The 23699-nt window shown below is 37.9% G+C and carries 21 protein-coding genes; 18 read left to right on the plus strand and 3 right to left on the minus strand.

The annotated features are described in order from the left end of the window. The first annotated feature begins 242 nt into the window (after positions 1-242). Together F960_RS11515 and hpaR are read left to right on the plus strand one after the other, a co-directional pair. Positions 243-1478, plus strand: coding sequence for an OprD family outer membrane porin (locus F960_RS11515; RefSeq protein ID WP_004865233.1), 1236 nt, complete (start codon positions 243-245; stop codon positions 1476-1478). Positions 1479-1713: 235 nt separating this feature from the next. After that, positions 1714-2139, plus strand: coding sequence for a homoprotocatechuate degradation operon regulator HpaR (hpaR, locus tag F960_RS11520; protein ID WP_004865236.1), 426 nt, complete (start codon positions 1714-1716; stop codon positions 2137-2139). Here the strand turns inward: hpaR and F960_RS11525 are convergent. Both F960_RS11525 and F960_RS11530 read right to left on the minus strand, forming a co-directional pair. Next, positions 2120-3340 (minus strand): MFS transporter, encoded by a 1221-nt coding sequence (locus tag F960_RS11525; RefSeq protein ID WP_004865238.1) that lies wholly within the window; start codon positions 3338-3340, stop codon positions 2120-2122. The genes hpaR and F960_RS11525 overlap by 20 nt on opposite strands. Positions 3341-3671: 331 nt before the next feature. Next, positions 3672-4622: a LysR family transcriptional regulator gene (locus tag F960_RS11530; RefSeq protein ID WP_004865241.1), complete on the minus strand. Its 951-nt coding sequence runs from the start codon at positions 4620-4622 to the stop codon at positions 3672-3674. Positions 4623-4922: 300 nt separating this feature from the next. Between F960_RS11530 and F960_RS11535 the strand changes: the two genes are divergently transcribed. The 6 genes from F960_RS11535 (at position 4923) to F960_RS11560 (ending at position 13312) form a co-directional block, all read left to right on the plus strand. Further along, entirely contained in the window at positions 4923-6524 is a 1602-nt protein-coding gene (locus F960_RS11535; RefSeq protein WP_004865243.1) for a GMC family oxidoreductase, read from the plus strand. Between the two features lie 121 nt (positions 6525-6645). Next, on the plus strand, positions 6646-8052 hold the full coding sequence (locus F960_RS11540; protein ID WP_004865247.1) for an aldehyde dehydrogenase family protein: 1407 nt from the start codon (positions 6646-6648) through the stop codon (positions 8050-8052). Positions 8053-8324: 272 nt separating this feature from the next. Beyond that, positions 8325-8987, plus strand: a complete 663-nt coding sequence (locus F960_RS11545) for a helix-turn-helix transcriptional regulator (protein ID WP_004865250.1) — start codon at positions 8325-8327, stop codon at positions 8985-8987. Between the two features lie 190 nt (positions 8988-9177). After that, positions 9178-11475, plus strand: coding sequence for a primary-amine oxidase (tynA, locus tag F960_RS11550; RefSeq protein ID WP_035373815.1), 2298 nt, complete (start codon positions 9178-9180; stop codon positions 11473-11475). A 63-nt stretch (positions 11476-11538) separates the two neighbouring features. Beyond that, positions 11539-12828 carry a hypothetical protein gene (locus tag F960_RS11555; RefSeq protein ID WP_020846931.1) on the plus strand — a complete coding sequence of 430 codons (1290 nt, stop codon included), beginning with the start codon at positions 11539-11541 and terminating at the stop codon, positions 12826-12828. Between the two features lie 253 nt (positions 12829-13081). Further along, positions 13082-13312: a hypothetical protein gene (locus tag F960_RS11560; protein WP_004865257.1), complete on the plus strand. Its 231-nt coding sequence runs from the start codon at positions 13082-13084 to the stop codon at positions 13310-13312. Positions 13313-13432: 120 nt separating this feature from the next. On the opposite strand, the gene pcaU is transcribed toward F960_RS11560, so the two are convergent. Further along, entirely contained in the window at positions 13433-14257 is an 825-nt protein-coding gene (gene pcaU, locus F960_RS11565) for an IclR family transcriptional regulator PcaU (protein WP_004865260.1), read from the minus strand. Positions 14258-14547: 290 nt separating this feature from the next. Here pcaU and F960_RS11570 point away from each other — a divergent pair, with 290 nt between their 5' ends. The 10 genes from F960_RS11570 (at position 14548) to aroD (ending at position 23682) form a co-directional block, all read left to right on the plus strand. Further along, the gene (locus F960_RS11570) at positions 14548-15219 is read left to right on the plus strand and encodes a 3-oxoacid CoA-transferase subunit A (RefSeq protein ID WP_004865263.1); all 672 of its coding nucleotides are present in this window, start codon (positions 14548-14550) and stop codon (positions 15217-15219) included. A 19-nt stretch (positions 15220-15238) separates the two neighbouring features. Beyond that, positions 15239-15895 (plus strand): 3-oxoacid CoA-transferase subunit B, encoded by a 657-nt coding sequence (locus F960_RS11575; protein ID WP_004865267.1) that lies wholly within the window; start codon positions 15239-15241, stop codon positions 15893-15895. A gap of 238 nt (positions 15896-16133) precedes the next feature. Then, positions 16134-17348 carry a 3-oxoadipyl-CoA thiolase gene (gene pcaF, locus F960_RS11580; protein WP_004865269.1) on the plus strand — a complete coding sequence of 405 codons (1215 nt, stop codon included), beginning with the start codon at positions 16134-16136 and terminating at the stop codon, positions 17346-17348. 19 nt (positions 17349-17367) lie between these two features. Continuing rightward, positions 17368-18726 (plus strand): 3-carboxy-cis,cis-muconate cycloisomerase, encoded by a 1359-nt coding sequence (gene pcaB / locus F960_RS11585; protein WP_004865272.1) that lies wholly within the window; start codon positions 17368-17370, stop codon positions 18724-18726. Continuing rightward, a complete protein-coding gene (locus F960_RS11590; RefSeq protein ID WP_004865275.1) occupies positions 18723-19511 on the plus strand; it encodes an alpha/beta fold hydrolase in 789 nt (262 codons plus the stop codon). Before pcaB ends, F960_RS11590 begins: the two co-directional genes overlap by 4 nt. Before the next feature lie 38 nt (positions 19512-19549). Then, positions 19550-20905 (plus strand): 4-hydroxybenzoate transporter PcaK, encoded by a 1356-nt coding sequence (gene pcaK, locus F960_RS11595; protein WP_004865278.1) that lies wholly within the window; start codon positions 19550-19552, stop codon positions 20903-20905. A gap of 12 nt (positions 20906-20917) precedes the next feature. Further along, entirely contained in the window at positions 20918-21316 is a 399-nt protein-coding gene (gene pcaC, locus F960_RS11600; protein ID WP_004865283.1) for a 4-carboxymuconolactone decarboxylase, read from the plus strand. Between the two features lie 64 nt (positions 21317-21380). Continuing rightward, positions 21381-22106: a protocatechuate 3,4-dioxygenase subunit beta gene (gene pcaH, locus F960_RS11605; RefSeq protein ID WP_004865287.1), complete on the plus strand. Its 726-nt coding sequence runs from the start codon at positions 21381-21383 to the stop codon at positions 22104-22106. A gap of 17 nt (positions 22107-22123) precedes the next feature. Then, complete coding sequence (gene pcaG, locus F960_RS11610; protein ID WP_004865290.1) at positions 22124-22753, plus strand: protocatechuate 3,4-dioxygenase subunit alpha; 630 nt, start codon at positions 22124-22126, stop codon at positions 22751-22753. Between the two features lie 68 nt (positions 22754-22821). Continuing rightward, entirely contained in the window at positions 22822-23682 is an 861-nt protein-coding gene (aroD, locus tag F960_RS11615; RefSeq protein WP_004865291.1) for a type I 3-dehydroquinate dehydratase, read from the plus strand. The last annotated feature ends 17 nt before the right edge of the window (positions 23683-23699 follow it).

Here is a 23699-nt window from a genome sequence, read left to right on the forward strand (position 1 = left end):
ATGATAACTATCATTTATTTTTATATAAAATAAAACCCTTAAATTTAATGTTTTGAGAGTTTTTAAACAAATTTAGCTCAAACTATAGACATTTTATAAAATAGTTAATATATTAAATAAAAGAAACGTGGTTTTAGTTAATAAATTAATATTTGCGTTTCTTAAGAAAGGAATGTTTGTACTTAATGCAAGAATAATAAGTCTAGATTAATTTTCTATGATTGCATGAAAAGGATTGACCGATGCAAAAGAAATATACATTTGCTGCGATAGCGTGCGCTCAACTATGCTTTTTGACAGCAGCACATGCAGATTTTTTAAGTGACGCACAAGCAAATTTACAACTGCGAAATTTTTATGTAGATCGTAGTTATGATAGTTCTACCGTGAAAGATCAAAAAAATTGGTCTCAAGGTGCAAGTTTGATTTTAAAATCAGGCTACACCGATGACACAGTTTTACAGGTAGGACTTGATGCTTCATTACGTTATGCCGTTAGATTGAATAGTGATAATCATACTGCAAATGGCATTATGCCTTTTGATACTGAATCAAAAACACAGGATCGTGACCAGTTTAAACTTGGGGGAACATTAAAGTTAAAAGTACATGATACTGAGCTGAAAATTGGTGAACTTTTACCAAAACTTCCAGTTGTTCATATCGATGAATCGCGCCAATTACCAACGACATTTCTAGGTGCAATGTTAGAGTCAAATTCAATTAAAGATACTAAATTGACTTTGGGGCGTTTAACTAAAGTGAATGCGCGTGATGATGATCATTATGTTGATTTTAGTTTGACCAATGGTAGTAAATTGGCACATAGCGATGCATTGAATATTGCAGGTATAGAGCACAAATTTACCAAGGACATTTCAGGCTCGTATTATTATGGTGGATTGGAAGATATTTATAATCAGCATTTTGTAGGTGTGACATATCAGCCAAAATTGTCTGAAAATTTATCTTTACGATCAGATGTTTACTATTTTAATACACGTGATACAGGTGCCAGTGCTGCAGGTGAAATTGACAATGATGTGGTATCAAACCTCAATATTTTAAGCTACGGTAACCACAAATTTGGATTTGGTTATCGTCAACAATTTGGTGAAACGGGCTATCCTGTTATGAACAGTTGGGTGCCGCAATTGTACTTGGCAAACTGGACGGTAGCGACATTTACCAAACCGCATGAGCGTTCACTACAATTCCGCTATGACTACGATATGAAAGGGATTGGGCTGGATGGTTTGAGTTTGCTATTGCGTTATTACACGGCTGATAAGGCTAAAATGGGTAAAATTGAAAATGGTAAAGAGGATGAGTTGGATGTTTTGCTTTCTTATAAAATCCCTGAAACTTATGTAAAAGGTCTAAGTTTCCAGTATTTATATGCAAAAGCGACGACAGATTTTGGACCTGATTTTACTGAGAATCGTATCGCTTTAACCTATAACTACACCTTTAAATAATATTTCATAAATGCAATAAAAAGCTGACTATTTGGTCAGCTTTTTTATTGTAAAAATATTGTTATATTAATGATTTATATAATGAAATTTATAAAAAATAAATATTTAAATTGCTAAATAGGTATTTTATTGATATATATTAAATTATTATCTGAATTAAATAGCGTTGATAAAAAAAAATCAGTAAACTAATCGTAATTCAGTTAACATATTTATGAAATTTATAGGTTTTAAAATGAAAACAATACGTCCGTCGCTTACATTGGCATTATTGCAAGCACGAGAAGCGACCATGTCACACTTTAGACCAGCCTTAAATGAGATAGGTTTAACTGAACAGCAGTGGCGTGTTATTCGAATTTTATATCAACATGAAGAATTAGAAAGCAATCAATTGGCAGATTTGGCATGTATTTTAAAGCCGAGTTTGACAGGGATTTTAAATCGTATGATTGATCAAAATCTCATTCAAAAACGTAAGGATGAACAAGATCAACGTATCAATCTGATTACTTTAACTGAAGAAGGTAAGAAGCTTTTTGAAATCCAAGCTGTAAAAATGGAAATTTCATATAAAAAAATCCAAGAGCAGTATGGTGCTGAAAAGTTACAAGATCTTTTAGATTTGTTGAAAGATCTTTCTAAAGTGAAGTTGGGTTGATTGATTTTTTACTTGAAAAGTTAAGCATAGCGATCAAGAAAAGATAACAGCTTAAGATACAGGCAAAACTTAGCATCGTATATTTTGCACCAATATACGTTGCTAAAATACCTGCAAATAAACCGCCTAAAGCATCGCAACCGAACCTTAAAGATGTATAAATAGATACGACACGGCCACGGAAAGTGCTAGGTGTATTTCTCTGAATCAAGATATTGGTCGATACATTTGATGTTGAAATCCCAAATCCCAAACATAACATTGCTAAATAATAAGCAAAATCTAGATGTAAAAGCCCCAAAATAAATAAAGTAGCAGCACAAATCATCATATTGAAGAAAATTCTTTGTCGTATGCGATCAAAGTTTTGCGTATTTGCCAGTATTAATGATGATAATAATGATCCTATACCCGCCATTCCCCATAAATATCCTAGTGTTTTTTCATCACCATGCAATTGATCACGAGCAAAAATGGGTAAAATCGCGACATAACTTGATGCGGTAAGGTTAATGATGGCGACATTTAACATCATTTTTGCATATTCTTTATTTTTAAAAACAAAGATATAACCTTCTTTTAATACATTTTGTATATTGCCCGCAGCTTTAGAAACCTTGATATTTTTCATCAAAAACAAGGCAATAATTAAGAACAAATATGATAAAGCATTGAATAAAAAGCAGATAAATGCACTGCTAAATGCCAGTAAAAAACCAGCAATTGGAGGTCCAATAAAGCGACAAAGATTAAAAATCATGGCATTTAAAGCAAGCGCATTGCCGATATTTTGCTTTTCATCTACCAAATCACTGATAAATGATTGGCGTAATGGAGTGTCGATCGCTGTAAAGATGCCTAAAATGAGCGATAAAGTGATGATACTAATACTATTTAGCAAGTCAAAATAAGTTAAAAATGCCAATAATGCAGACTGGAAAAAAAATAAAAATTGAACGATGATGAGAGCAGATCTTTTATTAATCTTGTCGATTAATGCTCCCACGAAGGGACTGATGACCAACTGTGGTGCCATGGCAAAAAAAGCAATCAGTCCTAATAAGGTTGCCGAGTTCGTCATCTCATAGACTAACCAAGCCAAGGCGACTTGCTGAATCCATGTTCCTAGAGTTGAGAGAGTATGCCCGATAAAATAACGACGAAAATTCGGATAGTGCAAGCTGTTAAAAATCTTTGGCATACTTATGAAAATTTTACATGATAATTAATATATTAATAAATATTATTGCTTTAATAAAGTATTTTGTTGTGAAATCTGTGCTTAAAGTATTTATAACCATTTGTTTGAAATAATTGAACAATAAGTTTTATAATTATTACCAATATTATTCATAATAAAAAAGTATATTTTTATATTTAAAGTATATACTCTTTTGTATGAAATATATTCAATAATTAAGAGGATTTAAACATATTTAAATTTTAATCAGCGCTATAGATCAGTATTGCTAGATGAAAATAGCATATTAAGTCTGAAAAGCACGTATTTATCGTTGTTACATTAACAGAGTTCAATGAAACTCGAGTACTGTTTTATTGAGATAACCATGCTGAATCAAATCAAGGTCCCATTCAGGTATTTTTTTAAATTTTTGTGCAAAGAAGTCGACTAACACTCTAATTTTAGATAGGTTTTTTGAGTTTGATGGAAATACTGCTCTAAAATTATAGTTAGAAAGTGGATAATCTAAAAGAACAGGCACTAATTCACCTTTAATGATGCTTTCATACGCCACCATCGTTGGTAAAAAGGCATAACTTCCACCATTTAAAGCATATTCTTTGAGTACATGAGTGGAAGACGAGGTGATTTTTGTATCTATGCTATAACTATGGAATTCTTCATTGAGCAGGAAATGAACTTTCTTTTTTGATGGAAAGTTCGAGTAACAACTGATTTCAAAATTATAAATATCGTCAGGATGCTGAGGTTTTCCATGTTTTGCGATATAGTCAGGTGATGCGCAAAGTAGGCGGTTTACATTAAATAATTTGCGTTCAACCATACTTTCAAACTTAACGGGGAATACTTGAAATACCACATCAAATCCTGCAGAAATAGGGTCTACAATTGTTTCATTTACAATGACTTCTAGTTTTATGCATGGGTATTGTTGGGTAAATTGGGCAAGGCATTGTCCAAGATGATTGATCGCGAAAGCTGGTGTGATATAGATACGTAAATGACCTTGTAGATCATCGCTTGACTGTACCATTTCATCTGCTAAATGTTCAAATTGATGGATCAGCCGTGAGCACTCTTTATAGTATTTTTCACCTATTTCTGAGAGCCGAACTGAGCGTGTACTACGGTGAAATAACGGCGCTTTAACAAAATCTTCGAATTGTTTGATACGTGTAGAAACAAGTGAGCGAGTGATACCAAGTTGCTCAGCGGCATTGATAAAGCTGCCACATTCTGCAACTCGAACAAAGGTTTCCATACATTGTAATTTGTCCATTCATTTCTCATCCTGATCTAAAATTATCGGCAATCCTTCACCGCAAATCATTATACAAATTATACTTTTACAGGACTGCTATTTTTAAGTATTTATAAAATTTGTCAATGTTCAAAAGTATTAAATTAGTCATTTATATTTTGTATGAATTGGTATTGAAAATAATTAATATATTTACAAATTTAAAAAATTAGATTAGTTTTATTTGAGCTTATATTTAAATTAAATGTGATTTGGATTTTTATTTATAATATTTAATGGTCTTATTCGCATAATTGATATTGCATACAAGGAGTAAGTATGTCGCAACTTGATTTCGATTATATTATTTGTGGGGCTGGTTCAGCAGGTTGTGTTGTAGCAACACGTTTAATTCAAGAAAAAAAGGGTACTGTCTTATTGCTTGAAGCAGGTGGTTCTGATGACAGTATTTTTATCAAAATGCCAGCTGGTTTATCTGAAGTTATTCCCACAAAAACATGGGATTATACAACTGAGCCTGATCCAAATACGCATAATCGACGCATGACCTGTGCTCAAGGTAAAGTTTTGGGTGGCAGTAGTTCGGTCAATGGCATGATTTATATCCGTGGTCACAAAGAAGACTATGATCAATGGGCTGAGCTAGAAGGGTGTACTGGTTGGGATTATGAGTCTTTACTGCCATATTTTAAAAAATCTGAGAAAAATGAAAGTCTTTCCGAACCTTATCATGGGACTTCTGGACCTCTTACGGTCAGCGAAAATCGTTATCGTCATCCATTGACCCAAGTCTTTATCAAGGCAGGTCAAGAATTAGGTTTACCTTATGTAAATGATTTTAATGGTTTAAAACAGCAAGGCGTTGGATTTTTCCAAACCACAACGCACAATGGCGAACGAGCGAGTGCGGCTAAAACCTATTTAAAACAAGTTCAGGCAAATGCACAGCTGACTGTTAAATTAAATGTGTTGGTGCATAAAGTTATTATTGAAAATCAACAAGCTATTGGTATCGAATGTGAAGTTGCAGGTCAAAAGCAGTTTATTAAAGCAAATAAACAGGTCATTTTGAGTGCTGGATCAATTGGTACACCTAAAATTTTGATGTTATCAGGTATTGGTCCTAAAGCGCATTTGGATAATTTGGGCATAGAAAATGTCGTGGATTTGCCTGTAGGGAAAAATTATCACGACCATCTTCATGTTTCGATAAATGCAGAAACTAAAAATCCTGTATCACTTTATGGACAAGATCAAGGTTTCAACAAACTCAAAAATGGTGCACAGTGGTTGCTCACGCGTACAGGTGTGGTGAGTTCTAATGTTTTAGAAGGTGGTGCATTTATTGATACTAACCAAGAAGGGCGTCCTGATGTGCAAGCACATTTTCTGCCGGGCTTAGATACTTGGGATGATCCAGAGGGACTTGGTAAAGGTCGAACGCATGGGATTACGTTAAAGAATTGTTTTTTACGTCCAAAATCACGTGGTGAAATATTTTTAAATAGTATAAATCCTAAAGATCCTGTCAAGATTGTAGGCAATTTATTGAGTGATCCAGCTGATATACAAGGGATGTTAAGAGCGACAAAATTTGGTTTAAATTTATTGAAAATGCCATCATTTCAACAGCACATTGGCGAGGTTTTTTCGCCGCCTGAAGCAGCACATAGTGATGATCAAGCGCTTGAAGATTTTATCCGTGGCACATGTAAAACAACTTACCATCCTGTAGGCACATGCAAAATGGGTACGGATCAAGCAAATTCAGTGGTGGATTTAGAACTAAAAGTACATGGTGTACAGCATCTCAGTGTCATTGATTGTTCTGTATTCCCATCAGTTCCAAGTGGCAATACCAACGCACCGACCATCGCTGTTGCTGAAAAAGGTGTAGATTTATTGATACATAGAACATAAATAATTTCAAAAAGTGTGTTGCTTTCAGATGAATGACCATGGAAAATCATCCTAAAGGATGAGTTTATCGTGATTGTTCATCTATAAAATTCACATGAAAATATATAAGGAAGTAACAAGAATGAATAGCAATATGCTGTTAAATGGCGAAAGTGTTCAAGGGCTTGGTGAAGCATTTTCAGTACTCAATCCTGCGACTGAGCAAAGCCTTGTCGAGATCAAAAGTTCTTCTGTAGAACAGGTCAATCAAGCGATCGAAGCTGCAAAAACAGCATTTAAAACTTGGCAACATACTTCTGATGAAAATATCAATGCGAGTTTTGCCAAAATTGCGCAGGATATACGTGCTGAAGCAGCTGAAATTGCTGAGCTAATCACTTTAGAGCAAGGAAAACCTTTGGGTTTGGCTCAATTTGAAGTTGAAGCAGGCGCAAGTTGGATTGAATATATTTCAAGTTTAGAGATTCCAGTTGAAACTGTGCCAGATCCAAGTGGCAAAATCATTAAAGTTTATAATCGTCCATTGGGTGTGATTGCTTCGATTACCCCTTGGAATTGGCCATTTATGATTGCAATCTGGCATTTATTTCCAGCTTTGAAAACTAAAAACACTATCGTCAATAAGCCGTCTGAATACACGCCATTGAGTACGATTAAGTTAGTTGAAATTATCAATCGCCATTTACCAAAAGGTGTGTGTAGTATCGTTTTGGGTAAAGGTGACGTAGGACAAGCGCTTAGCGAACATCCTTCGATTGATAAAGTGACATTCACAGGTTCAACACGCACAGGTCAGAGTATTTTAAGTCATTCGGTCAATACGCTAAAAAGCGTGGTTCTTGAATTAGGTGGCAATGATGTTGGCATCGTGTTGGATGATGTTGATGTCGATCAAGTTGCCGAAAAGATTTTTGGTTCAGCTTTCCTCAATATGGGGCAAACTTGTGCTGCACTTAAACGCCTGTATGTGCATGAAAATGTCTATGATGCTTTAGCAGCTAAATTGACTGAGATTGCCAATGCACAAGTGGTCGGGGATGGTATGAAACCTGAAACGACTTTCGGTCCAGTGCAAAACCGTATGCAGTACAACAAAGTCAAAGCTTTGATCGAGGATGCGGTTCAGCAAGGCGGAAAAATTATCACAGCGCAAAAAGATGTTGCTGAAAATGGTTATTTTATCACGCCTACGTTGGTTACAAATGTGCAAGAAGGTGTGGCATTGGTTGATGAGGAGCAGTTTGGCCCAGCTCTGCCGATGATTAAATTTAGCGATGTTGAAGATGTGATTGCACGTGCCAATAATACGACATTTGGTTTAGGCGGTTCGGTTTGGAGCAAAGATATTGCTAAAGCGGAACAGATTGCTAGCCGTCTTGAAACAGGAACAGTTTGGATCAATAGCCATTCTGATTTATCACCAGCTGCTGAGTTTGGTGGCTGGAAAATGTCAGGTCTAGGTTATTCATTTGGTTTGAGTGGTTTGTTATTGTTTACACATAAACAAGCAGTGCATATTAGCCAATAAAATCGTGTCGTTTTAATTACTAAAATCTCTCAATATTGAGAGATTTTAGCTTTAAAGCACTTACTATAAAATGAGTGATTTTTTATTTAAATAAAAGATAATGAATAATAACGGTTTTTTAAGGTTGGATTATTTTTCTATGATATATTAAATATGTTAAGTACTAACATTAGATGTAATTGAAAAATATTAAATGAAAATATATTGAGCAGGATGCCGATATATGTGGTCTGAAAATTGCTGTAAATTTTCAAAAAGGAAGGTGAAAATTTATGATAAATCGTGATTTTTTAAATCAGTTTAGTCAACAATTTATTGAACAAATAAAACATGTTTGTAATATTGATGGATATCTAACCTATAGTATAGATAATATTCACCATGCTTATAATTTTGAAGTGTGTGGTATACCTCGAAGCTCTATTGATGAATATTTAAATGTTCAAATCGAACATGATCCTGTGAGTTTTCGACATTTTTATCATGACCCTAAAAATGTAGCGATGCTTGATCAATACCAACCCAACGAAATGTACGCTGATTTTATGAAACGTTGGCAAGTTGAAGATACTGCTGAGTTTTTCTTTAGAAAACGGAATGGTCGCCCAATTTTTGGTATCAGTATTTTTCGAGAATCAAACAAAGAAAAGTTTAATGCACAAGAACAGAAAATTTTTGAAGCATTTTCGACATTGTCCACCAATCATTTTTATCATCATACTGATGTGATTGATCGAGATCAGGTAATGCAGGATTTCAATTTAACTAAAAAAGAAATCATCGTACTCGAAGAATTATTTTCTGATTTGGAAGGCAATCAAATTGCATTAAAGTTAAATTGTAGCCTAGCGACAGTTAAAACACATGTTCAGCATATTTATCAAAAAATCAATGTCAGAAATCGTCAGGAATTATTGTGTAAATTTCTAAAATAATCTGATCTGTTATTTTATTTAAATTTTCTTATATCTATTTTAGACGCTTTAAGCAAAGCGAGTACTTTTGTTTTTTAAATATATGTTTTTATAGTTTATATTAAATTAAAATCATCCTCAGGGATGATTTTTTATTGTGTTGATTGATTTAACTTTAACTTATTCGAGTTATGAAATGGATCTCAATACAATGCAATATAATGCAATTACAACTTCAGTAAAAAAATGGCTAGGGGTGCAGGTTACAGTTGCGACCGCATTATTATCGTTAAATCAACATGTATTTGCGCACGGACAAGCAGCAACGATGTTGCCTTTATATCAAAATATGAGTGATTTTGGTGCAGAGGTTAAAAAAGATGATTTTACCAATACTTATACGATCAGTAAGGGCTCTGTGGTGGTTCGTGCCAAGCCAAACTCTGATACGGTTTTAGTCAATGGAAAACCACTCAAAGTGAGTGTGCCATTAACGATTAAAGACGGTAAACCGATCGTGAGCAAAGAATTTGCTAGTGAAATTTTTCAGTCTGGTCTAGATCAAACTTTTAAAGTCGAAAATATCGCTCATCCAATGAATGGCTTAAATGCTGAAGAAATTAAGCAAGCATTTAGCATCATTAGCCAGTCACCAAATGCATTTAAAAATATGCGTTTCTCTGAAATTAAATTAAAAGAGCCAAATAAAGAAAAAGTTTGGGATTTCTTCCTTAATAACAAGCCTTATACCGATGATCGTATTGCTTTATTTACCATTTTAAAAGGTAAACAAGTGATTGAAGGTGAAGTGGACCTTAAAACACAAAAAGTCATTAAATGGGATGTGCTTGATCATACGCATGGTATGGTTCTATATGATGATATGGTTGCCGTACAAGAGATTGCGACTAAGAGTAAGGAATACAAAGCTGCATTGGCAAAACGTGGTATTAAAGATATTTCTAAAGTCGTGACCACGCCTTTGACTGTTGGATATTTTGGTGGAAAAGACGGTTTAGACCGCGAATTAAATGTTTTAAAAGTTGTTTCATATTTGGATACAGGTGATGGCAACTATTGGGCACATCCGATTGAAAACTTGGTAGCTGTTGTTGATTTGGATGCCAAAAAAATTATCAAAATTGAAGAAGGTTCAATCATTCCTGTTCCAATGCAACCAAATCCGATTGCATCAAAAAATGATAAAAATGCATTTAAACCACTCAATATCGTAGAGCCAGAGGGTAAAAACTTTACGATTACAGGTCAGACTGTACATTGGGGACCTTGGTGTTTCCACGTTGGGATTGATTCGCGTGTAGGACTCCAACTGGGTACTGTTACCTATAAAGATAAAGGCGTGAAACGTAAGGTCATGTACGAGGGTAACCTTGGTGGGATGGTTGTGCCTTATGGTGATCCTGATATTGGCTGGTATTTCAAATCATATTTGGATTCTGGTGAATATGGCATGGGTACTTTGACGTCTTCAATTGAAAAAGGTATTGATGCACCAGACAACGCTGTGCTTTTAGATGCTGTGATTGCAGATTACACAGGGCAACCACGCGTGATTCCAAATGCGATTGCGATTTTTGAACGCTATGCAGGACCAGAATATAAACACCAAGAAATGGGGCAGCCAAATATCAGTGCTGAACGTCGTGAACTTGTCGTACGCTGGATCAGTACGGTAGGTAACTATGACTATATGTTTGACTGGGTATTTAACAATAACGGCATCATCGGCATTAACGCAGGTGCAACGGGGATTGAAGCCGTTAAAGGCGTAAAAGCACGTACCATGCATGATGCAAGTGCAAAAGAAGATACTCGCTATGGTACTTTGATTGACCACAATATCGTGGGAACGACCCATCAACATATCTACAATTTCCGTTTAGATATGGATGTTGATGGTGAAAATAATAGCTTTATGGAAATGGACCCTGTTGTTGTACCAAATGTGCGTGGTGGTCCTCGTTCAAGTGCAATGGAAGTGAAACAACGTATTGTTGATTCTGAACAAGAAGCTGCACAAAAGTTTGATCCATCAACGATTCGTTTGTTGAGTAATGTCAACAAAGAAAATAAGTTAGGCAATCCCGTGTCTTATCAAATTATTCCATTTGCAGGCGGTACTCATCCAATTGCTAAAGGTGCAAATTTTGCTAAAGACGAATGGTTATTTAAACGTTTGAGCTTTATGGATAAACAAATTTGGGTCACAAAATACAATCCAGATGAGCGATTCCCAGAAGGAAAATATTCAAACCGTTCGGATAAAGACACAGGACTAGGTCAGTTTGTTGCAAATAACGACAACATTAACAATAAAGACGTAGTGGTTTGGATGACCACAGGAACAACCCACGTTGCTCGTGCAGAAGAATGGCCGATCATGCCTACGGAATGGGTTTATACCATGCTTAAACCGTGGAACTTCTTTGACAGTACGCCAACTTTAAAATCAGACGAACAAGCATCAAAACCACAAAGCGGACATTAAGTTCAACAAAGGATCGACAGGAAGTCGGTCCTTTTCTTTCACTTTATTTTAAGAATATAAATCATGAAAAAAATACTGCAAAAAATGGCAATAACTGCCTTAGCAACAGGGGTAATGCAAGCACATGCTGAATATGTTTATTCACATGATGGTTTAACGATAAAACCAACTGCAGAACTGACCTATGGCATGTTTTACAGCGATAAAAGTTATCAAAATCCAGAGTCTGAGTCTCACAAATATTGGCATGAAATCTATGCAAAATATGGTGCAAAAGCCAACTATGATTTGGCAAACTCATCACTTTATGCGAGCTTGGTCGGGATTAGCTCTGCGACCTTAGGTGATGGTGATGCAGGCAATTTGACCACAGGTGATGAGCACAGAACCTCAGTCGATGAATGGAAAATCGGTTTTAGAAATGCCAAGAGCGATCAAGAAAATGCAACAATAGATCTGAATATTGGGCGTCAAAATGTTGTGGTCGGTGATGGGTTTATCGTGGCTGGCGATGCTTTAAATATGGGTAAAGGCATAGCAGATGAACTTGATCGAGGTGGTGGTTACTATCTTGCGGCACGTAGAAGTTTTGATTTTACAACCGTCCTTGATTTTAAACCGATTGATGAGTTAGCAACACGCTGGATGTATCTTGAATCAGATAATAAAGCACAAAATAAAGCCAAACTTTGGTTAACGGATTGGCAGTATACAAAGCCAAAATATGATCTTGGATTGACATATTTACAGATCACTGACCTAGATGATCCATTCAATGAAACGGATCGCAAAGATTTAAAAGATGTTGCAGTTCGTGGTAAAACAAAACTGAATGAACAACTTGGTATATCGGGTGAATTTGTTCATCAGGATAAAAAATCTGATAATGAAAATGCGTGGTATTTGGGGATAAATTACACATTTGATCAAGTGAAATATACGCCAAATCTAAGCTATCGATATTCATCATTTTCAGAGAGTTATGACCCATTATTTTATGGAAATACCGATGCAGGGTTTGGGACTTGGTTTCAAGGAGAGGTTGCAGGAAACTATGCAGGACCTTTCAATTCAAATGCACGTATTCACCAAATTTCATTACAGGCATCAGTTAAAGAAAATCTACATTTAGGTTTGTTGGCTTATCGATTTGAAACCATTAAGAAGACCTACGAAAATCTTGATGGACATGAAATCGATGCTTTCGCGATCTGGTCTCCAACGAAGCAAATCAATGTGATTCCATTGATTGGTTTTTATAAACCTAAAAAAGATATAGAAAACAAAGGTTCTCAGGTCTCGGATAACAAGACCAATACCTATGCTCAACTCATTTTGCAGTATTTATATTAGATTTTATGTAAAACAGGGAATAGGCTCGTCTTATTTCCTGTTTTTTATGACCTAGAGTGCGATTAGAGGTATTATTTTAATTTAAGCGATTGAATTATAATTAAATAATATTAAAAATATTTTACTTGTTTTATATTTCTTTATCTTTTGCTTCAATATAGTTATGCGATATTTGCTAAACTTAAGCTTAGTACTTGAAAAATAAAAAATAAATGCGATGATGGGGATGAGTCTTTTTGTACCGGAGAGGGTCATGCAAGATAAATTATTGCTGAATCGTGGGGATAAACTTGTACAGGTCGGATTTAGTATCAAAGGTTTTTTAAATAAAACCGATATTAAAACTTATTCAATCATCAATGAAAATGGATTAAAGGTCGGTTCAGTGATTTACCAAGATAAGACCTCGCTTTTTGGTGGTAGATCACAATCGATCGAGCAGAGAGATATGCAAGGTCATTCAGTACAAGATTTAACTTGGTAAGTTTTTTTGGTAAGTTTTCTAAGATATTGAAAATTTATAAAAGTCACTATAGAGCTCCATAAGGAGCTTTATAGATCACAATGTACCATTAAAACTTCTTTAAAATTAAGATGACAATATTTAAATAACATTCCTTAATTCACGTGCTGTTTCCTGCAATAATGGCAGTATTTGTTGAATCAAATATTGCTTCGTGGTTCGCATTGTCGGCGAAACAATATTTAAGGCAGCGACGACATTACTTTTAGGTCCATAGATTGGTACTGCGAGCGCATGGACACCTAGTTCGTGTTCTTCACTTGAATAGCACCAGTCTTGCTCTTTGATTTGTTCTAATATTTCAAGAAATTTCTCGTTATCTGTACAACTATATTTGGTCAGTCTTTTTAGTGGATACTTTTCCAGCCATTGTTTTTGTTCATTACTTTCTAAATGCGCTAGCAGTATTTTTCCTGCAGAAGTCGCATGAGCGGGTAGACGATTTCCAAGATGCAATCCATAAGGATTGACTCGATCGGTTTGCTGATGAGCTGCACTACGCGCTATGGTAATCGCTTCTAAACCATCTAAAACCATCACGGAAAAAATCAGTGAAGTCTGTGTGGTGAGAAGATTTAATAAAGGTTGGCATATTTTTGGAAGTTGAGCACCACTGAGATAAGCACCTGAAAATTTTAAAACTTTAGGTGTTAAATAATAGTAATGTCCATCAAAATCCAAATAACCTAGATACTCTAATGTCAGCAAATGGCGTCGGGCAGCTGCACGTGTCAGTCCTGTTTTTTCAGCAGCAATACTGATATTCAATCGGTGGCGCTCTGAACCAAAGCATTCTAAGATCGCCATACCTTTACTGATACCTGCAACAAAGTCTTCATGGCGAATTGATTTTTGATTGTCTGGATTTTGAAAAGTTTTCTTTTCCTGTAAATCTTTTATTTCCATAGTCTATTTTTTACTTCCTTATTTAGGTGATTATTATCAGTTAAGATGCATCCAAGTTTTGCTTAATATAATCTAAAAATAGAATATTTGTTCGATGATCGCACATAATTTTTATAGATCGAACAAAATTGCATTTTTATAGTAGAACTCCACAATAAAAATAACAACAATGGTTATTAGGAATTCAAATCAAAACACTCGGGAATGGGTGAGTTAAAAATCTTCATCTTTATCAGATCTCTCCTGAGCTTTTATTCCACCTTTTTGTGTATGACAAACGGAGTTGACCGATGATCAATAAAAGTGCTCTTTCACTTCACGACGCGCTTTCAAAAATTAAGGATGGTTCAACCATCATGATTGGCGGGTTTGGAACAGCAGGACAGCCTGCTGAACTGATTGATGGGTTGATTGAACTGGGCAAAAAAGATTTGGTCATTATCAACAACAACGCAGGCAATGGCGATTATGGATTGGCTAAACTGATTAAAGCTGGTGCTGTCCGTAAAATTATCTGTTCATTCCCACGTCAGTCTGATTCTTATATTTTTGATGAAGCCTATCGCGCTGGCGAAATCGAATTGGAATTGGTGCCACAAGGAAACCTTGCTTGCCGTATCCAAGCTGCGGGTATGGGTTTAGGTCCGATTTATACCCCAACAGGATTTGGAACTTTATTGGCGGAAGGCAAACCAACGCTGAACTTTGAAGGTAAAGATTACGTTTTGGAAAATCCAATTCGCGCAGATTTTGCTTTGATCAAAGCAGAACAAGGCGACCGTTGGGGCAACCTTGTTTATCGTAAAGCAGCACGAAACTTTGGACCAATTATGGCGATGGCTGCCGATTGTACCATTGCACAAGTGGCTGAAGTGGTTGAACTTGGTGCATTAGACCCAGAACACATCATCACTCCTGGTATTTTCGTTCAGCATGTTGTTGCTGTAAAACCTGCACAATAATTGGATTGGGAGATTCATAATGAGCTATAACAAACTGACTCGCGATCAAATTGCAGAACGTGTTGCCCAAGATATTCCAGATGGTGCTTATGTCAATTTAGGTATCGGATTGCCGACTAAAATTGCCAGCTATTTACCTTCAGACAAAGACGTATTTTTACACTCTGAAAATGGTTTATTGGCTTTTGGTCCACCACCAGAAAAAGGTCAAGAAGATCCAGAATTGATCAATGCAGGTAAAGAATTTGTCACCATGCTTACCGGTGGTGCATTTTTCCATCATGGTGATTCATTTGCCATGATGCGTGGTGGACACCTTGATATTGCTGTGCTTGGTGCATTCCAAGTTGCTGAAAATGGTGATCTTGCAAACTGGCATACAGGCGCGCCTGATGCGATTCCTGCAGTTGGTGGTGCGATGGATTTGGCTGTTGGTGCTAAAAAAGTATTTATCACCACAGACCATGTCACTAAGAAAGGTGAACCTAAAATCGTAGCGGAATTGAGCTACCCCGTTACAGGTAAAAATTGCGTAGACCGTATTTATACAGATTTATGTGTGATTGATGTGACTGCTGACGGCTTAAAAGTGATTGAAAAAGTGGATGGTTTAAGCTTTGAAGAATTGCAAAGCTTAACAGGTGCAAAATTGACTGACGCGACAACGGCTCAATAAATCCCCCTCGATCCCCCTTTGATAAAGGGGGAAGTAAAGGTGGATTTAGGGGGATTAACCCCCCAAGCACCCTTTAGAAAAGGGAGGCTTTATGCAAAATGTATCGGCGTCATAAATAAACAAGTTCCCCTTTGAAAAAGGGGGAAGTCGAGGCGGATTTAGGGAGATCTTAAAATCCCTCCCAGCCTCCCTTTAAAAAAGGGAGGAGCTTCTAAATATATAAAATGGAACATATGAAATGAAAAACGCATATATCATCGATGCTATTCGCACTCCATTTGGCCGCTATGCAGGTGGTCTAGCTCCTGTACGTGCAGATGATTTGGGTGCATTACCCATCAAAGCCTTGATTGAACGCAATCCATCTGTTAACTGGGAACAAGTCGACGATGTGATTTATGGCTGTGCCAACCAAGCAGGCGAAGATAACCGTAACGTTGCGCGTATGTCTGCACTTTTAGCGGGCGTGCCATTTCAAGCACCAGCAACCACAGTCAATCGTTTATGCGGTTCATCGCTTGATGCTGTTGCGATGGCGGCTCGTGCCATTAAAGTTGGTGAAGCAGATCTCATCATTGCAGGTGGGGTCGAGTCGATGTCACGTGCACCTTATGTGATGGGCAAGTCTGAAGGCGCTTTTGGCCGTACACAAAAAATTGAAGATACTACGATGGGTTGGCGTTTCATCAACCCAAAAATGAAAGAAATGTATGGCGTGGAAAGCATGCCGCAAACTGCTGAAAATGTCGCAGAACAGTTCAATGTCAATCGTGCTGATCAAGATGCATTTGCATTGACAAGCCAGCAACGTACTGCAGCTGCTCAAGCACGTGGCTTTTTCGATAAGGAAATTATTCCAGTTACGATCCCACAGCGTAAAGGTGATCCTGTGGTTGTTGCACAAGATGAGCATCCACGTGCCTCAACAACTTTAGAGGGCTTAACCAAGCTTAAACCTGTTGTTAAAGCAGATGGTACAGTGACTGCTGGAAATGCTTCAGGGATCAATGATGGTGCTTGTGCCGTATTGATTGCTTCTGATGATGCAGTTCAAGCCTATGGTTTAAAAGCCCGTGCCAAAATCATCGGTGCGACTACAGTTGGTGTTGAGCCACGTATCATGGGCTTTGGTCCTGCACCTGCGATTAAAAAATTGCTCAAACAAACAGGTTTAATACTGGAGCAAATGGATGTCATTGAACTCAATGAAGCATTTGCGGCGCAGGCATTAGCCGTTACACGTGATCTTGGACTGCAAGATGGCGAAGCACGTGTCAATCCAAATGGTGGAGCGATCGCAATTGGTCATCCACTTGGTGCATCAGGTGCACGTTTGGTGACGACAGCATTAAATCAACTTGAAGAGATTCAAGGGAAATATGCGCTTTGTTCAATGTGTATCGGTGTAGGTCAAGGGATTGCCTTGATTATTGAACGTGTAATCGCTGAGTGAATTGAAGGATGATTTTGACATGAGTCAGTTATTTGCAAATTTGTTTTATCAAGCAGAAGTAAGTGAAATTTTTAGTGATGAATCACATTTAAAATATATGATTCAAGCAGAAGTGGCACTGGCTAAAGCAGAGGCGAAAGTCGGTGTTATTCCTCAGCTTGCTGCCGATAAGATTGAACAAGTTGCGACTCAACAAGGGATCAACGCACTCGATATCGAGAGCCTTTCTATAGCTGCGGGTCTTGCTGGAAATGTTGCAATCCCATTTGTTAAGCAATTTACTGCTGCTGTCAAAGCACTTGATGAGGACGCTTCAAGATATGTGCATTGGGGCGCGACGAGTCAAGATATGATTGATACGGCCACCATTTTACAGGCACGTGAAGCTTTAGAAGTCATTCAATTGCAATTACAACATGCACACAGTTTGGCTTTAAAGCTTGCTGAGCAGTATCGCAGTCAAGTGATGATTGGTCGTACATGGTTACAGCAAGCACTTCCGATTACGCTTGGTCATAAGGCCGCTCGTTGGGCTAGTAGTTTTCAGCGTGATTTAGAACGCTTAGCGCAAATGAAATCACGGGTTTTGACTGCTCAATTGGGCGGTGCTGTAGGTTCATTAGCTTCAATTTTAGATCAAGGCACTGCAGTTGTTGAGGCTTATGCAAGTGAGCTGAATCTGTCTACTCCGACATGCACTTGGCATGGTGAGCGTGATCGTATTATTGAAATCGCAGGTTTCTTGGCGATCGTAACGGGTAATACTGGAAAAATGGCGCGTGACTGGTCATTGATGATGCAGACTGAAATCGCAGAAGTTTTTGAACCCACAGGCAAAGGCCGTGGTGGTTCATCAACCATGCCTCATAAGCGCAATCCAGTTGCAGCAGCTTCGATTTTGGCTGCGGCAAATCGCGTACCTGCACTGATGTCCAGTATGTATCAAAGTATGGTGCAAGAGCATGAACGTAGTTTAGGTGCTTGGCATGCTGAATGGTTGGCATTACCTGAAATTTTTCAGCTTTGTGCAGGCGCTTTGGCTCGCACAAATGAAGTATTACAAGGCTTAGAAGTCAATGCTGACAATATGCATCACAATCTTGAAGTGACGCATGGCTTGATCATGGCAGAAGCTGTAATGATGGCATTAGCACCGAAAATGGGGCGTCTAAATGCACATCATTTAGTTGAAAGTGCATGTAAAAAAGCAGTGGAAACGCAGCAACATTTACAGGAAGTCGTAGCTAAAATGCCTGAAGTGCAAGCGCATTTTAGTTCGGAAGATTTAAAGCAAATTTTTAAGGCAGAATCCTATCTCGGCAATATCCAAGATCAGATTGATGCTGTATTGAATGAAGCAAAAGGAGTGGCAAAGTGATCAATACTGTAACCAATCGACAAGGCAAGACATTGTCTGTGTTGGTTGAGGGTAAGGAAAATGCCCCAGCCATTATATTTTCCAATTCACTTGGTACAGATAAAGCAATGTGGGATAAGCAAGCGGCTTATTTCAAAGATCATTTCAAAGTTGTGCGCTATGACACTCGTGGTCATGGCAAAAGTGAAGTGATTGATGATTCTACGCTTGCCAATCTTGGTGAAGATGTCATTGATATTTTGGATGCTTTAAATATTGCTCAAGCTCATTTTTGTGGCATTTCAATGGGTGGTATTACAGGTTTGTGGCTTGCGATCAATGCAAGTGATCGTTTTCATAGTATCACTGTGGCAAATTCTGCTGCAAAAATTGGTCAGGCAGAGGCGTGGTTGACGCGTGCAGATCAAGTTGAAAAAGATGGTCTGGATGATCTCGTGGAAACTACGCATAGCCGTTGGTTTAGTGATGCTTTTGATTATCAACATGATGCTTTGGCTCAGCAAACCATTTTAAGCTTGGCGGAAACACCTGCACGTGGTTATGCAAATGCTTGTCGTGCATTGGCTTATGCTGATGTTCGAGCTGATTTGTCAAAAATTTCTAACGATATTTTACTGATTTGTGGTGCGAAAGATCCGATTACCACAGTTCAAGATGGTGAGTTTATACGGGCTCAAGTTGAAAATACGGATTTGAAAATTATTGATGCATCGCATTTATCCAATATCGAATGCGTTGATGATTTTAATCAAATTTTTGCACAATTTATTCAAAAAATTCAGTAGTACACAGTCTAAACGGATTTAGCCGAAAGGAGTTTTTCATGGCAACTCAGGAGAGTACTGTCCTCAAAAAAGGGATAGATGCCCAAGCATTGATCAATAATGCTCCAGTTTCAATGTATCAATGGATGATCGCAATCATTTGTTTTCTCATTGTATTTGTTGATGGGATCGACACAGCTGCAATGGGATTTATCGCGCCAGCCTTAGCTCAAGATTGGGGTGTCGCTAAATCAGACCTAGGTCCAGTGATGAGTGCTGCACTCGGTGGCATGATCATTGGTGCTTTATGTTCTGGACCACTCGCTGATCGTTTTGGACGCAAAATCGTTTTAGCATTTGCCATGTTGATTTTTGGCGGCTTTACGCTGGCGTGTGCTTATTCTTCTACATTAGATCAATTGGTTGCATTTCGCTTTTTGACAGGTATTGGTCTTGGCGCGGCAATGCCAAATGCGACGACACTATTTTCAGAATACTGTCCTGCGCGTATTCGCTCTTTGCTCGTGACTTGCATGTTTTGTGGTTACAACTTGGGAATGGCGATCGGTGGATTTATCAGTAGTTGGTTAATTCCCAATTATGGTTGGCATAGTTTGTTTTTACTTGGTGGTTGGTTGCCATTATTTTTGATGTTGTTGGTGATTTTCTTTTTACCAGAATCTTATCGCTACTTGATCGTGAAAGGCAATGCTGCTGAAAAAGTGAAAAACATCTTGTTACGTATTGCACCTACGCAAGTACAAAATGTGACTGAATTTCATGTTCCAGAAGAAAAAAGTGAAACAGCCAATAAAAAATCTGTATTTGGCATGTTGTTTTCAAAATCTTATGCCAAAGGTACGGTTTTACTTTGGTTTACCTATTTTATGGGTCTAATCATTATTTATTTGTTGACCAGTTGGTTACCAACCTTGATGCGTGAAACAGGTGCAAGCATGGAACGTGCTGCATTTATCGGTGGTTTGTTCCAATTTGGTGGCGTGCTCAGTGCTTTATTTATCGGTTGGGCAATGGATAAATTTAACCCGAACCGTGTTATTGCATGCTTCTATTTCTTGGCGGGTATTTTCGCTTTCACAGTAGGTCATAGCCTTCACAATCCTACTTTACTTGCCATTTTCATTTTATGTGCAGGGATGGCGGCAAATGGTGCGCAAACTGCAATGCCTGTATTAAGTGCTCGTTTTTATCCAACACAATGCCGTGCAACGGGTGTGGCTTGGATGTCTGGAATTGGTCGTTTTGGTGCGGTATTTGGTGCATGGATCGGCGCAGTTTTATTGGGTAATCATTGGTCATTTACCTCGATTTTATCCATGTTATTGATCCCTGCATCGGCAGCTGCTATCGCAATTTTAATCAAATCATTTGTTGCCCACACAGACGCAACCTAAGAGGTATTTTTTATGAATGATGAAGAACGTTATCAACAAGGTATTCAAGTTCGTACCGAAGTTTTAGGTGAAAAACATGTCGGGCGATCTTTGGAAAATCTCAACGATTTTAACTCAGATTTTCAAAACTTTATTAGTCGTTTTGCTTGGGGAGAGGTGTGGTCGCGTCCGGGCATGCCACGTCATACACGTAGCTTAGTCACGATTGCGATTTTACTTGCTCTAGGGCGTAACGATGAATTGCGTATGCATATACGCGCTTGTTTCAACAACGGTGTCACTGTTGATGAACTCAAAGAGTTGTTTATTCATTCTTCACTTTATGCAGGTTTACCTGCAGCAAATGCAGCGATGCATATGGCCGAAGAAGTATTTAAAGAACTCGGTATTGATGTAAATAAAAACGGTTAGGGACTGATTTTTAAAGACCGATTTTAAAGGCTTATTTTAAAGATTAATTTTTAAGGAGAGATAAATGTCTCAAATCATTTGGGGAGCTTATGCTCAGCGCAATACGGATGATCATCCGCCAGCACATACGCCAGGCTATAAAACCAGTGTATTGCGTTCACCGAAAAATGCATTGATTTCAATTGGGGAAACAATTTCTGAAGTCACTGCACCCCATTTTTCAGCAGATCAGTTTGGTCCTAAAGATAACGACTTGATCTTGAACTGTGCCAAAGACGGCTTGCCAATTGGTGAGCGTGTGATCGTACATGGCTATGTACGTGATCAGTTCGGTCGTCCAGTTAAAAATGCATTACTTGAAGTTTGGCAAGCCAATGCTTCAGGTCGCTATCGTCATCCAAATGACCAATTTATTGGCTCACTTGATCCAAACTTTGGTGGTTGTGGTCGCATGATGACAGATGAAAATGGTTTCTTCATTTTCCGTACCATTAAGCCGGGTCCATATCCGTGGCGTAACCGAATCAATGAATGGCGTCCTGCTCATATCCATTTTTCATTGCTTGCTGATGGTTGGGCACAGCGTTTGATTTCACAGTTCTATTTTGAAGGTGATCCGCTGATTGATAGTTGCCCGATTATCAAGACAATTCCATCAGAAGAACAACGTCGTGCTTTGATTGCGCTTGAAGATAAGAGCAACTTCATTGAAGCGGATAGCCGTTGTTATCGCTTTGACATCACTTTACGTGGTCGTCGTAAAACTTTCTTTGAAAATGAAATACTTTAATGGATGGAGGACATGCTATGAACGGTTGGAATTTCCAAGAATTACATGAAACACCATCTCAAACAGGTGGACCATACGTACATATCGGCTTATTACCAAAACAAGCTGGAATCGAAGTTTTTGATCATAACTTCAATAATGATCTCGTGAAAAATAATCCAAAAGGCGAGCGTATCCGTCTTGAAGGTCAAGTGATTGATGGCGTTGGCGTTCCATTACGTGATGTATTGGTAGAAATCTGGCAAGCCGATGCCAATGGTGTCTATCCAAGCGAAGCTGATTTTCAAGAAAAAGATGCAGATAGCAATTTCCATGGTTGGGGACGTGCTGGTGCAGACTTTAAATCAGGTGTTTGGCATTTTGATACCATCAAACCAGGTCAAGTTCCGGGACGTAAAGGTTCAGTTCAAGCTCCACATATCAATCTGATTATTTTTGCTCGTGGTATCAATATCGGTCTTAACACGCGTGTTTATTTTGAAGATGAAACTGATGCCAATGCAAAAGATCCTGTATTAAATAGCATTGAATGGGAACCGCGTCGCCAAACTCTGATCGCAAAACGCAGTGAGGAAAATGGTGAAACTATTTATCGCTTTGATATCCGCATTCAAGGTGAAAACGAAACTGTTTTCTTTGATATTTAATTTTTAAATATTGACACTTAGTCAGGATATTCGGTAGTCAAAAGGCTACCGAATTACAGGGAAGAATGATGATTCAAATGCAGACTTTAGCGTCTAAAATCGGCTTGCTTATTGCTATGAGTTTGCCCCTTAGTTTAGTACAGGCTGAGACATCCGTGCAAAAACCATCGCATAGTCACTATCAGGTAAAAGATTTAGAAATCGGGGCATTACCTGTCAAAACCATTGTTCCAATTACCGCAAAAACCTATGCTCAGGCGCTTGAACAAGCCAGAGTGATCGCTCAGGATCAAAATGCGGATATCGCAGAATTTCGTATAGACCTCTTGGACTTTGCTGCGGATAGCAAGCAAGTGATCAAGTTGGGTAATGAACTCAATCAAATTTTAAAAAATAAACCGCTGATTGCAACGATTCGTACTGCAAATGAAGGCGGAAATCTTAAAGTTTCTGATCAAGAATACGCAGCGATTTATCAACAGTATCTCAAGCAACCTTTTATGCAATTGCTTGATGTAGAAATGTTTCGTGACTCAAAACAAGTCAATGAACTTACCAAGTTGGCACATCAAAAGAACGTTTTGGTGATTATGTCCAATCATGATTTTCAAAAAACACCGAGCCAGCAAGAGATTGAGCAACGTTTGTTAAAACAAGCGGAAATGGGCGCTGACATTTTAAAAATTGCGGTGATGCCGCAAAGCAAACAAGATGTTATGACACTGATGAATGCTACCTTAGCTGTGAGTCAACAAACATCAAAGCCATTATTGACAATGTCGATGGGTAAATTGGGTGCGATTTCTAGAGTCGCCACAGCCAATATGGGTGGCAGCCTAAGTTTTGGCATGATCGGAGAAGCATCTGCTCCGGGTCAAATTGATGTGACTTTACTCAAACAACTTTTAAATACTGTGCAACCTGAATAAACGCGCCGCGATTAGAT

It is taken from the genome of Acinetobacter gerneri DSM 14967 = CIP 107464 = MTCC 9824 (assembly GCF_000368565.1).
GTDB lineage: Bacteria > Pseudomonadota > Gammaproteobacteria > Pseudomonadales > Moraxellaceae > Acinetobacter > Acinetobacter gerneri.

What these genes read in the sequence shown, in the direction of transcription:
- F960_RS11515 (WP_004865233.1), top strand. Translation starts at nt 243, where the DNA reads ATGCAAAAGAAATATACATTTGCTGCGATAGCGTGCGCTCAACTATGC.
- hpaR (WP_004865236.1), top strand. Translation starts at nt 1,714, where the DNA reads ATGAAAACAATACGTCCGTCGCTTACATTGGCATTATTGCAAGCACGA.
- F960_RS11525 (WP_004865238.1), bottom strand. Translation starts at nt 3,340, where the DNA reads ATGCCAAAGATTTTTAACAGCTTGCACTATCCGAATTTTCGTCGTTAT.
- F960_RS11530 (WP_004865241.1), bottom strand. Translation starts at nt 4,622, where the DNA reads ATGGACAAATTACAATGTATGGAAACCTTTGTTCGAGTTGCAGAATGT.
- F960_RS11535 (WP_004865243.1), top strand. Translation starts at nt 4,923, where the DNA reads ATGTCGCAACTTGATTTCGATTATATTATTTGTGGGGCTGGTTCAGCA.
- F960_RS11540 (WP_004865247.1), top strand. Translation starts at nt 6,646, where the DNA reads ATGAATAGCAATATGCTGTTAAATGGCGAAAGTGTTCAAGGGCTTGGT.
- F960_RS11545 (WP_004865250.1), top strand. Translation starts at nt 8,325, where the DNA reads ATGATAAATCGTGATTTTTTAAATCAGTTTAGTCAACAATTTATTGAA.
- tynA (WP_035373815.1), top strand. Translation starts at nt 9,178, where the DNA reads ATGCAATATAATGCAATTACAACTTCAGTAAAAAAATGGCTAGGGGTG.
- F960_RS11555 (WP_020846931.1), top strand. Translation starts at nt 11,539, where the DNA reads ATGAAAAAAATACTGCAAAAAATGGCAATAACTGCCTTAGCAACAGGG.
- F960_RS11560 (WP_004865257.1), top strand. Translation starts at nt 13,082, where the DNA reads ATGCAAGATAAATTATTGCTGAATCGTGGGGATAAACTTGTACAGGTC.
- pcaU (WP_004865260.1), bottom strand. Translation starts at nt 14,257, where the DNA reads ATGGAAATAAAAGATTTACAGGAAAAGAAAACTTTTCAAAATCCAGAC.
- F960_RS11570 (WP_004865263.1), top strand. Translation starts at nt 14,548, where the DNA reads ATGATCAATAAAAGTGCTCTTTCACTTCACGACGCGCTTTCAAAAATT.
- F960_RS11575 (WP_004865267.1), top strand. Translation starts at nt 15,239, where the DNA reads ATGAGCTATAACAAACTGACTCGCGATCAAATTGCAGAACGTGTTGCC.
- pcaF (WP_004865269.1), top strand. Translation starts at nt 16,134, where the DNA reads ATGAAAAACGCATATATCATCGATGCTATTCGCACTCCATTTGGCCGC.
- pcaB (WP_004865272.1), top strand. Translation starts at nt 17,368, where the DNA reads ATGAGTCAGTTATTTGCAAATTTGTTTTATCAAGCAGAAGTAAGTGAA.
- pcaK (WP_004865278.1), top strand. Translation starts at nt 19,550, where the DNA reads ATGGCAACTCAGGAGAGTACTGTCCTCAAAAAAGGGATAGATGCCCAA.
- pcaC (WP_004865283.1), top strand. Translation starts at nt 20,918, where the DNA reads ATGAATGATGAAGAACGTTATCAACAAGGTATTCAAGTTCGTACCGAA.
- pcaH (WP_004865287.1), top strand. Translation starts at nt 21,381, where the DNA reads ATGTCTCAAATCATTTGGGGAGCTTATGCTCAGCGCAATACGGATGAT.
- pcaG (WP_004865290.1), top strand. Translation starts at nt 22,124, where the DNA reads ATGAACGGTTGGAATTTCCAAGAATTACATGAAACACCATCTCAAACA.
- aroD (WP_004865291.1), top strand. Translation starts at nt 22,822, where the DNA reads ATGATTCAAATGCAGACTTTAGCGTCTAAAATCGGCTTGCTTATTGCT.